This window comes from Mammaliicoccus fleurettii, from assembly GCF_003970575.1.
Classification (GTDB): domain Bacteria; phylum Bacillota; class Bacilli; order Staphylococcales; family Staphylococcaceae; genus Mammaliicoccus; species Mammaliicoccus fleurettii.
Genome location: NZ_RXWZ01000025.1, coordinates 1 through 9,241, shown reverse-complemented (window position 1 = coordinate 9,241; position 9,241 = coordinate 1). Strand labels below are relative to the sequence as shown.

The following is a 9,241-nucleotide window of genomic DNA, read 5'->3' as shown; positions in this document are numbered from 1 at the left end:
TGTTAAATTGTTTATATCTGAAATAGTTCATACAGAAGACTCCTTTTTGTTAAAATTATACTATAAATTCAACTTTGCAACAGAACCAGATGTTCGTATAGGTTCTGATAATAGTTAATTATGTTAAGTTGATGAATACTATATATTCATTTGGAATCATTAATTATGACTATAATTCGGAGGTTAGTATACTATGCAAATAAATGAAGTTAAAGGTACTTATAACGCCACGGGCGCTAATATTTATTTTGAATCAAAAGGTAATGGTGAAAATATATTATTAATTCATGCTGGAATTGCAGATTCACGTATGTGGGACAAAGAATTTCATTTATTATCAGAAAAATATCGAGTAGTTAGGGTTGACCTTCCTGGTTTCGGCTTAAGTGATTTTACAGGAGGAAATTATTCTTATAGCAATATTATTAATGAAATACTTATACATCTAAACATCAAACGTACACATATTTTAGCAGCTTCATTTGGTGGAAAAATAGCTATTGATTTTTATTTAGAGAACTCAGAAAAGTGTCTAAGTTTAGCGCTTTTGTCTCCAGCTATAGGTGGATGGGAAGATTCGTCTTTCCTACAAAAATATGAAGAAGAAGAAGAAAAATTATTACAAGAAGGTAAAATAGAAGAAACAGCACAGTTTAACTATAAAACTTGGATATTAAGAAATAGGAGCTCAGAACATATCAATCCAACAGTGAAAAAATTAGTTGTTGATATGCAGATGCAATTTTTAACTAAACCTGAACCAGATTATCCTTACGAGGAAATAGAGCCGGAAGATAATATCTTACAAATAAAAAGTATCCGAATACCTGTATTAGTTATTAATGGTGAATATGACGTTCAAGATTTTCATGATATCTCTGATTTAATGAGTAGAGAACTCCCTTATGTAAAAAAGGTTATAATACCTGATACTACACATTTAGCTAACCTGGAATCTCCAAAACAGTTTTTTAAGTTAATTTCAGAATTCTTTTCTGATAGCTCTAATAATTAATCAATAGAAATGTATAATATATACAATTTAACTGCCTATAACTATAACACTTTATTATGTAAACAATATAATTAGAAATGGAAAGTTGAAAAAATAAAATTAATTAAGATGGGGGATTAAATAAATGGTTCAGAGTGTTGTTATTAAAAAACAAGACTCCTGTAGAATACAGAAATCTCGCTTTAATGAAAATAGCTTAATAAAAAGTTCAACTTTTTGGGTTCACCACATTATGGGGCTTTGTTTATTCCTCTATTATTTCGTCTATATCTTCTATCTCTGTCACATCGATATTATCTTCTTAAATAATAGAATCTAGTCTTTTATGAATCTCATCTTCAGTCCAACCTGTTTCTTTAAGTGGTTTACTAATTTTCATGATTTGTTCTCCTTAGTATGATATTTCACTCGTTTTTAGAAATACTAAATACTTGTCGTTTGAAATTCACTATGGTTTATGAATTAAAAGTATCAAATGTCATTTCATACAAATCTTTATCATCTAAATTAACAAACTCCTCAATATTCACTCTATATGTGATACTATTTTGCTTTTTAGAGATTTGGCTAAAATATTTTATATTTATATACATATTAGTTGTATAGCCATTATTTTTAATTGTATCTTCAAACTCTTCAAACGCCTTTTTATTAATAGGCATTAAATAAAATTTATTACTAGGCAAAATATTTATATGTTTTTCTTGTAAAACTTTATTTTCATCTTCATCTTCATCTAAATAAACTTTTATATCAATATTTTTAGCAGTCCCACCACCTAAATTTTGTAGTTTAAAAGCAGTATTTACATAGTCAGTATCAGATTCAGTTATATTCTTCAATTTCAAACGGTCAGTTTGTTCAATAATAATCTGATCGAAGGCCAAGAATGGTATAAAAGAAATCTTGATTTGTCTTATTTGTACCATTACTGAAACTAAATATAAAATCGCCATAATAAATGTTCCAATTGAACCAATTGCTTGTAAAATATTTAACATTAAATTCCTCCTTATAATAACTTAGTTTTACTTTATCTATATTATACAAGCTATAGTTAATAGTATAAAATAAATGATGTATAATTGCGTTATCATTTTAGTAATTCAGGTTTTAAAAATAGGGAGAGTAAAATTAATGAAGATTATCAATTTTTTTACTTTAACTTTTCCATCTCTTAAATTTATTAGAAGCTATTTTGGTATAAAAAATTAGAACGTTATTTATGATTTTTCTAATCTTTTCTTTGTATGAATTATTTTCGCTTATCTTTAAACAACCTTGAATATACAAGAATTTCTTTACTCTTAAGTGATTTATAAAAAGTGGCAAAAACATTTTACTTGATAAATAGAAAACGGCAGTAAGATAATTTTCAATTCGAAACTATCTTACTGCCGTTTTTTTGGTATTTATGTGCCAGACTCTTTTTTAATATAGATTACTGTGTTTAGTATAACAGTTTATTTACCTTTAACTATAACTTCATCATTTTCAAGTACGATATCTACATGTTTTACTTCCGTATGCTCTAAGTAGTAATCTGTGATTTTGTCGCGTACTTCTTGTTCAACAACACGACGTAACGGACGCGCACCCATTTGTTTATCATAACCTTTGTCAATTAACCAATCTTTGACATCTTGTGTAACGTTCATTGTAATTCCCTTTTTATCTAATGTTTTTTGAACATCTTCTAATAATAAGTTAACGATGTCTTGTAATGCATCTTTATCTAAATGTTCGAATTTAACGATACCATTGAAACGGTTAAGGAATTCAGGGCGGAAGAATTTTTTCATTTCATCCATAATATCATCAAATTCTTCATTGCCGTCACCAAAGCCGGCATTAGAAGTACAAATAATAATTGTATTTTTAAAGTTAATGACATTACCTTGACCATCAGTTAAGTTACCATCATCCATAACTTGTAATAATAAAGTTAAGATTTGTGGATTCGCTTTTTCAATTTCATCAAATAAGATAACTGAATATGGATTACGTCTAACCTTCTCTGTTAATGTGTTTGAATTATCATCATAACCTACATAACCAGCAGTTGTTCCAATCATTTTAGATACAGCTGTTTGATCACTATATTCACTCATATCTAAGCGAATCAATGCCTCTTTGCTACCGAACAAATCAATTGCTAACTGCTTTGCAAGTTCTGTCTTACCTACACCTGTAGGACCTATGAAAAGGAAGCTACCAATTGGACGGTTGCCTTCATCAAATCCAGCACGATTACGACGAATTGCACGAGAAACAAGGTCAACAGCTTTATCTTGACCAATAATTTTATCTTTTAAACGCTTATTGATTTTTTTCAATCTTTCGATATCACTTGCATCCATTTGAGATACAGGAATACCAGTTAAACGTTCTATTGAGTCAGACACGTCTTTTATAGTAGCTTTAGTATTATATTTGCCATTGTTGTTTTCTAATTTATCTTCTAGTTCCTTAATTTCATTTTGGAATTTGTCAGCTTCTTTATACTCTTCATTACTCACGGCTTTACTTTTATCATCTTGTAATTGTGCAATGCGGTTTTCAATTTCTACTTTATCTACTGCAGGACTTTGTGCTGACAAGTGAGCTGCAGTAATATCTAGTACGTCAATAGCTTTATCTGGCAATAAACGTTGTGGAATATATTGAATTGATAAATCTACACAAGCTTTTAATACGTCATCTGGTAATTCAACATGGTGGTGTTCTTCAAATTTTTCACGGATACCTTTTAAAATATTAAAAGTGTCATCAGGACTTGGTTCATTAACAAGTACTTCATTAAAACGACGTGCTAACGCAGCATCTTTTAAAATATTATTCCGATATTCATCTTGTGTAGTTGCACCAATAATTGAAAATTCACCACGGCTTAATGCAGGTTTAATTATATCTGATAACCCTTTACTACCAGAATCACCGCCAGTTGAACCTGAACCAATAATTTGATGAATTTCGTCAAAGAATAATACAACATTTTTCGCTTCTTTAACAGCTTCAACTAATTTTTGGATATTTTCTTCAAAAGCGCCACGATATTGTGTGCCAGCTTCTAAGGAAGAAATATCTACTGAGATGACTTCTTTATCTTTAATAGATGCTGGTACGTTACCTTTAACAATGGCTTGTGCTAAACCTTCAACAATAGCTGTTTTACCTACACCAGCTTCACCAACTAAAATAGGGTTGTTTTTAGTACGTCTACTTAAGACTTCAGCAGTTTCTTGAATTTCTTTATCACGACCAATTACTGGATCTAATAAATCATCACGTGCTTCTTGTGTTAAATTGCGCCCAATTTGTTCCAAATAATTACTTTCATCATTTTGTCCTTGAGTGCTAGATTGTTGAAATGCACGCGCGCTTTGCTCAGCAGAATTTCCGCCTTGTTGTTGCTGTTGTCGTAATTGGGCTAATTGTTCGGGAGAAACCTCTTTACCATTGATATAATATTTTTTATTACCATTATTAACAGATTCTTGCATATCTTGGGATATTTTTCTGAAAATTGAATCAAAATCATCATTGAAAAATCCATTACTCATACATATCACCTCATAAGAAATTTTAGAAATACTTAAGACAACAATTAAATCATGAATGCTTCGAATCAATAATAAATTAATTAATTAGTTCATTTATTATATGTGTAAAGCTAATTCTTTAATGCCAATTGCTAATTAAATTTAAATTCCTACATGTATTATTCCTCTTATAGTGTATTGTTAAACTTATTTAAAAAAATTTACTTTTTATAACTGTCTAGATTAAAGAATCAAAATTGATCATTTTTGATGATGTTTATAATACATTTTTATTGTATGATTTTCTTGTTTTAACTTTTTCCCATTCTATTTTTAAATAGTCGTTAATTAATGATGTGTAATTACTTAATTCACTTTCATGTAATGCTTCATTATTTTTATAGGATTGTTCAATTTTTTGTTTTAGTTCATCCAGAGTACGACATATATCTATATTACTAATTGATTTGTCTAAAGCAGGTACTATGTCATGACTTTCATTTGCCACTAAAACATGCTTGCTTTTAAATATTCCTTTTAACTTTATCTTTCTTTTATTGATTTTATACTTGTTTTTCGGGAATAGATTTTTCATTTCTTCAATAGAAGCAAGTATATTGTACATAGCTTTAGTTCTTTCTATTTTTTTGTTGTTCAATAGTGTACTTTGTTCTTTAATATTTTTCTCTAAATTCGATATTTGAGTTTCATATAACTCTACATTATTATTTTCTTTATTTTTTTCATAAATCAATCCTTCTAATAAAACTCTTCTTATTTCAGATGATTGATCTATATCATGCATTTTTTCATTATAAAAATTTTGTTCACTTATGAAATTATAAAAAGCTTTAATTAAATTAATATTTACTTGTCTCACATTTTGGATCCATTCAATTCTTGAATCTTCTATTTCCGATTTCATTTTTAAAGTGCTATTACTTTTATTACCTATTAAAACCAGTAAGCCACCTACTATTGCAGCTATAACAGTTGGTGTTGCTATAATATTATCCAACATAATTTTTATCCTTTTCTTTAGTTAACATAATAGGTCGTTATCATCATATTGAAATAGTACCTCATTTACGTTTTAACTTCATCATTGCTGATACTATTACAGCTTCTGTATTAATATTTCTTTGATCTATAAAATATTTAAAATCATCTTTTTCTTTATAGAAACTTATTAATTCTTCCTTTTCAAAATTAGTTTTTGCTATCTGATTAAATTTATTTATATTGTCCATATTTTTTAAATCGCCGATTATTTTCTCTTTAACTGATTCAGCAAGATTATGTTGTTTTGCAGTAGCAAATTTAAACGAGTTTTTGTTCATATCCAAACCTCCATTTTACACAAATGTAAAATACACATGTGTAAATTACATTTGTGTATCTTACACGTATCAAATAGCAATATCAAAATCAAATAATGATAATTGTTTTGTGTCGGTTTCTACCACAGATACAATTTCTATTTCAAAATTTCTATTTTGCTTCTTATTAATTATCCATAATTCTAATGTTTCATTTGTTTCATATGGAACATTGATAAATTCACAAAACCATTCAACGTAATTTTCAATCACTTTAAACGCCTCCTATTGATTTATAGGCATTTATAAATTATTCTAATGTTGTAAGTATTTTTATAAATGCTTTAGTCGTAGGGTCTGCCAAGAATACCTACGGCTTTTTTCTTTGTGTTAATTACATTTGTGTAAGTTACACATTATTTTTTGTTTTTTACTCGTCTTAACTTTTGTTCATTTTCTTCTTTTTCTTGCTCTCTTATTTCTTGTTTTTCACTATCAGAATAATCTTCAATGAATTTCTCTAAAGCTGCTTCCAAAACGTCATTTAAATTATCATATAGACCAATTTTTTTTAGTGCTACAGCCTTACTATGAATAGTACCTTTCACTCTTAAACTATGCGTAGGTAAAACACTATATCTTTCAGAAGTATCTAACATTGTATTTTCGTAATTGTTAGTTCTATTTCTTTTTTTATTTAACAAGCTATCTTCTTTATTTTCCATTACGATCCCTCATTTTCTCTAATAATTCATCTGCAATATTCTCATACATTGTAAGTACATTTCTATCATGCATATCTTCATTTTGAATACCTATTGCATCCCAAAATTTAACTCTTTCTCTTTGCATCACTTTATTTTCAAATACATAGTTTCCATACACATGTTTAAGTAGTTTTATAATAAAGCTATCTATCTTACCTTGATTTTTAAACATAACGGGTAAAATTCCAACTATATCAAAATCATTATCATGTAAATCTCGAAAATCAGATAAATGACTTATAAGTTTTTCTACTGCATTAAAACTTCTTACATGAGTTTGTACAACAATCAAACTATAATCACATGAATAAATTCCACTATTAGCAAAATCAGATAATGTAGGTGGTGTATCTATTAATATAAAATCATAATCTTCTTTTACTTCTTCTAAGAAGCTATCAAAGTATTTTGCACCATCAATTCTATTGAGTTTTAAATCTTCTAATAAATATGGATAACCAATCATATTAAAATCTGATGGTACTATTGATAAATTATTACTCAATTCTATTATTGATTCATTTAAATGTTTTTGTTCTTTCAACGTATGGTACAAATCGTTTTCATTTATATCTGTTGATTTTCTTAAAAGTAAATCTAGTATTTCATCTTCTTTTTCATCTAAAATACTTTCAATATTATTAGAATTCATTATCTCATTTAATAAACTATTATTGTTTTCTTTAAATGTTTTTAATAATAGATCAGTAACATCTGCTTGAGGGTCTAAATCAACAACTAATACTTTTTTCTTTTTAATTTCAGATAATACATAAGCAATTCCAGCAGTTGATGATGTTTTTGATACTCCACCTTTAAAGTTATTTATTGATATTACTTCTGTCATAATACTATCCCTCCTTTTGAATATAGTTATATCATATCACACATGTGTAAATTACACAAATGTAAATTATACATGTGTAAATTACATTTGTGTAATTTACATTTATAGTATATACTATAAGCAATAAATAAATATTCACTAGCAGGGGAGGAGTTTATATGAATATAGAACCTATTGAAATGATTTCTATTACAATCATATTTGTATTACTCATAAGTCTTGCTACATTCATTATTGATAAAATGAATTGGTGGGGTGGTGTCAAAAAAACACTATTTATTATGTGGAATATCGTTTCAGCAATCTTTATTCTATTAGGAACATTAGTATCTTTGATTTTCATAGTATTTACAACAATGCTTTTTGCAAGCGGGAAAGACTAAATTGGAATTAAGTCTATAAAGAGGGAAAAAAGCAAGTAGATTTAAAAATAAATTTTACAAATAACAACAACATGTTATTATTAATTTATAAGAAATGAAAAAAGAGCAACTACTGGAAATAGTTGCCCTTAGGTAATAAAACGTTTAGCCGACGTTTATTTAATATCAAATTTATACTTGTATTATATAATGAATAACTTCTTAGTGCAAGCACCTAAATCATTAAATAAATGTAAAGCTAAATAAAAGCGTTTTATTACCTCTTACCAAACTAAAATTCGGAAAGAGGTTTTTTATTATGACAATGGAACTTTACAACGTAAATGAGGAATATAGAGAAAAGTTTTATCAAATACCGAAAGTATTTTTTACTAATCCAAAATATATTAAAATATCCAATGATGCGAAAATGGCATGGGGTATTCTTAGAGATCGTTTAGATTTATCAATTAAAAATGGCTGGATTGATTCTAAAACAGGTAATATATTCTTTTATTACAAAAATGAGAACCTGCAAACTATATTAAATTGTAAAAAAGATAAGGTCATTAAAATTAAGAAAGAACTTATTGAAGCCGAATTATTACTACAAGAAAGACAGGGTTTAAATAAAACAAATAAACTTTATTTAGTGAAACCAGAAGTTACAGAAGATGATATTTATAAAATTCAAAAGCAAGAAAACACAGTTGAGAGCAGTAGTGGCAAGGAAGTCGGAAAAACCGAGTTCAAGAAGTCGGAAAAACCGAGTTCAAGAAGTCGGAAAAACCGAGTTCAAGAAGTCGGAAAAACCGAATCTAATGATACTGAATTTAACAATACTGAATTTAGCAATACTGAACTAAATGATATGAATGACTTGAATGATATAGAGTACAAAAATAATATTAGTATTCATTCAAATCATTCAAATCAATTTACACATAATTTTGATGATAAAGATTATAAAGAAATACTACTGCAAGAATTTCCAGAGCAACTAACTAATTATTTATTAAAATATGATTATAGAGATTTAGAAATCATAAAGGCCGTTATTCTTAAAGCAAAAAAATCTTTTAATTCAAATCATGATGATAATTTTTATATGCTAGAACATATTGAAGATGAAATATTAATTTCTTTAAAAAGACTTAAAAAAGCTATCCATGATAGGGGAGTTAAAGGCCAAAAAGAAACAATCAAGTCAATGCAAGGATATTTAATGCAAACGATTTTAACTGAACTTGAAGAATTACATTCAGCAGATATGAGAAGAAAGAATATGTCGGACAATAAGGTTCTGTTGCAAAGTTGAATTTATAGTATAATTTTAACAAAAAGGAGTCTTCTGTATGAACTATTTCAGATATAAACAATTTAACAAGG

At 27.6% G+C, this 9,241-nt stretch carries 10 protein-coding genes; 3 read left to right on the top strand and 7 right to left on the bottom strand.

Annotated features, from left to right (window positions below):
* The first annotated feature begins 193 nt into the window (after positions 1 to 193).
* Positions 194 to 1,015 (top strand): alpha/beta fold hydrolase, encoded by an 822-nt coding sequence (locus tag CD129_RS01580; protein ID WP_018615965.1) that lies wholly within the window; start codon positions 194 to 196, stop codon positions 1,013 to 1,015.
* Between the two features lie 455 nt (positions 1,016 to 1,470).
* Here CD129_RS01580 and CD129_RS01575 read toward each other — a convergent pair whose 3' ends face one another.
* The 7 genes from CD129_RS01575 to CD129_RS01540 form a co-directional block, all read right to left on the bottom strand.
* Positions 1,471 to 2,016, bottom strand: coding sequence for a hypothetical protein (locus CD129_RS01575; protein WP_115337974.1), 546 nt, complete (start codon positions 2,014 to 2,016; stop codon positions 1,471 to 1,473).
* A gap of 462 nt (positions 2,017 to 2,478) precedes the next feature.
* Positions 2,479 to 4,578 (bottom strand): AAA family ATPase, encoded by a 2,100-nt coding sequence (locus CD129_RS01565; protein WP_115337975.1) that lies wholly within the window; start codon positions 4,576 to 4,578, stop codon positions 2,479 to 2,481.
* A 256-nt stretch (positions 4,579 to 4,834) separates the two neighbouring features.
* Complete coding sequence (locus CD129_RS01560) at positions 4,835 to 5,578, bottom strand: hypothetical protein (protein ID WP_115337976.1); 744 nt, start codon at positions 5,576 to 5,578, stop codon at positions 4,835 to 4,837.
* A 61-nt stretch (positions 5,579 to 5,639) separates the two neighbouring features.
* Positions 5,640 to 5,897, bottom strand: coding sequence for a hypothetical protein (locus CD129_RS01555; protein ID WP_115337977.1), 258 nt, complete (start codon positions 5,895 to 5,897; stop codon positions 5,640 to 5,642).
* Between the two features lie 69 nt (positions 5,898 to 5,966).
* Positions 5,967 to 6,149 carry a hypothetical protein gene (locus tag CD129_RS01550; protein WP_002485059.1) on the bottom strand — a complete coding sequence of 61 codons (183 nt, stop codon included), beginning with the start codon at positions 6,147 to 6,149 and terminating at the stop codon, positions 5,967 to 5,969.
* Between the two features lie 143 nt (positions 6,150 to 6,292).
* Positions 6,293 to 6,601: a hypothetical protein gene (locus CD129_RS01545; protein ID WP_002485057.1), complete on the bottom strand. Its 309-nt coding sequence runs from the start codon at positions 6,599 to 6,601 to the stop codon at positions 6,293 to 6,295.
* Entirely contained in the window at positions 6,591 to 7,490 is a 900-nt protein-coding gene (locus tag CD129_RS01540; protein ID WP_002485060.1) for a ParA family protein, read from the bottom strand. Before CD129_RS01540 ends, CD129_RS01545 begins: the two co-directional genes overlap by 11 nt.
* Before the next feature lie 158 nt (positions 7,491 to 7,648).
* Here CD129_RS01540 and CD129_RS01535 point away from each other — a divergent pair, with 158 nt between their 5' ends.
* Positions 7,649 to 7,873 (top strand): hypothetical protein, encoded by a 225-nt coding sequence (locus CD129_RS01535; protein WP_115337978.1) that lies wholly within the window; start codon positions 7,649 to 7,651, stop codon positions 7,871 to 7,873.
* A gap of 298 nt (positions 7,874 to 8,171) precedes the next feature.
* Positions 8,172 to 9,170: a replication initiator protein A gene (locus CD129_RS01530; protein ID WP_115337979.1), complete on the top strand. Its 999-nt coding sequence runs from the start codon at positions 8,172 to 8,174 to the stop codon at positions 9,168 to 9,170.
* Positions 9,171 to 9,241 lie beyond the last annotated feature (71 nt).